Below are 1,768 nucleotides of genomic sequence, written 5' to 3'. Positions count from 1 at the left end.
GACCCGCCCCGCCGAGATGAGCATGAGCATCACCTGCGAGCAGTGCGGGCTCTCCTATGCCGGCGGCCGGGGCCTGGGCGGGATCGTGGCTCAGCCCGGCCTGCTGCGGGACCCGCGGTTCTGGGCTCTGCTGCGTCAGGTCCCTCGCTTCCACCGGGACGCGCGGCGGCTACTCGAACGCCGCGATGACGATGACCCCAGCTGGGCGGAGTTCCTCGATCAGGGTGGCTACCCCGACTACTTCGTGCAGCACTTCGCGATCCCGCTCGTTGCCTGCGTGTGGTCCTGCTCCACTGAGGACGCTGCGGCCTACCCGGCGCGTCACCTGTTCCGGTTCCTCGAGCACCACGGGATGCTGCGGGTCACCGGCAGCCCGACCTGGCGCACCGTGCTCGGTGGGTCCCGGACGTACGTCGACCGCCTGGTCGAGCGCCTGCCCGATGCGCGCACCGCCGACCCGGTGACCGCGGTCGAGCGGCACGAGGATGGCGTCGACGTGCGGACCGCGCACGGGAGTACCCGCTATGACCGGGTCGTCGTCGCGACCCACGCGGACCAGGCCCTGGAGCTGCTCGCCGACGCCACCCCCGTGGAGAAGGCCGACCTGGCCGCGATCACGTACTCGCGCAACGAGACGTGCCTGCACCACGACTCGTCCCTGCTGCCCGACGCGGCGCGCGCCCGGGCGTCGTGGAACTATCGGGTCTCGTCCTGTCGGGGCGGCTCGGACCGGGTCGTGGTGAGCTACTGGATGAACCGGTTGCAGGGTCTGGCCGACGAGCGCGACCACGTCGTCACGCTCGGCGCCAACGATCGGATCGACCCGGCCACCGTGACCGCCCGGATGACCTACACCCACCCCGTCTTCACCACGCGCGCGGTCGCGGCCGCACGACGGCTGCGAGATGCCGGCGGTGACCGGCTCGCCTTCGCGGGGGCGCATCTCGGCTGGGGTTTCCACGAGGACGGCTGCCGCTCCGGGGCTGCCGCGGCACGCAAGTTCGGGGTTCTCTGGTGAGCGCCCTCACCCCGCCCCTCGTGCCCGCGCTCGTCGTGGGCGAGGTCAGCCACACCCGTCGAGTGCCGATCCGGCACGCGTTCACGCACCGCGCCTACCAGTGGCTCGTCGACCTCGATCACCTACCGGTGCTGCCGTGGTGGATGCGACCACTGGCCGGTTTCGACGCCGGCGACCACCTCGACTCCGGGCGGCTCGGCGGCGGCATCCGCGGCGACCTGCAACGCTTCCTCAACCACCACGGTGTCGTGCTCGAGCCGGACGACCGGGTCCTCATGCTCGCCAACGCCCGGGTCCTCGGGCACGTCTTCGACCCGCTGACAGTCTTCTGGTGCCTCACCCCCGAGAGGGGCTCGCGGGCTGTCGTCTTCGAGGTGCACAACACCTACGGGCAGCGGCACGCCTACCTGCTCGACATCGACGAGTCGGGCCGGGCCGGCATGGACAAGACCTTCTACGTCTCGCCCTTCAACGATGCCTCGGGCCGCTACGCGGTGCGCCTGCGTCTGGCCCCCGACTTGGTCAGTATCACGGTCGGGCTCGACCGCGATGGCATCCGCGTGCTGACCGCAACGACCCGTGGTGTCCCGGAGCCGGCGACCCGCCGGAGTCTGTTGCGGGTCGCCACCACCCATCTGCTGATGACCCAGCGCGTCACCGTCCTGATCCGCATCCACGGGATCCGGCTCTGGCTGCGCCGCCTGCCCATCCTGCCCCGCCCTCGCCATCCCAAGGAGGTCCTGCGATGAC

The 1,768-nt window shown here is 71.2% G+C and carries 2 protein-coding genes; both read left to right on the top strand.

Going from position 1 to position 1,768, the window contains the following annotated elements:
- Window positions 1–1,018, top strand: a 1,018-nt coding sequence (locus tag L0H79_RS22090; RefSeq protein WP_301486930.1) for an NAD(P)/FAD-dependent oxidoreductase, incomplete at its 5' end; no start/stop codon positions are given.
- The gene (locus L0H79_RS22085; RefSeq protein WP_301486928.1) at window positions 1,015–1,767 is read left to right on the top strand and encodes a DUF1365 domain-containing protein; all 753 of its coding nucleotides are present in this window, start codon (window positions 1,015–1,017) and stop codon (window positions 1,765–1,767) included. The genes L0H79_RS22090 and L0H79_RS22085, both read left to right, overlap by 4 nt.
- The last annotated feature ends 1 nt before the right edge of the window (window position 1,768 follow it).

This window comes from Intrasporangium sp., from assembly GCF_030452765.1.
In the GTDB taxonomy this organism is placed as follows: domain Bacteria; phylum Actinomycetota; class Actinomycetes; order Actinomycetales; family Dermatophilaceae; genus Intrasporangium_A.
This window is presented reverse-complemented; position numbering and strand designations above follow the sequence as displayed.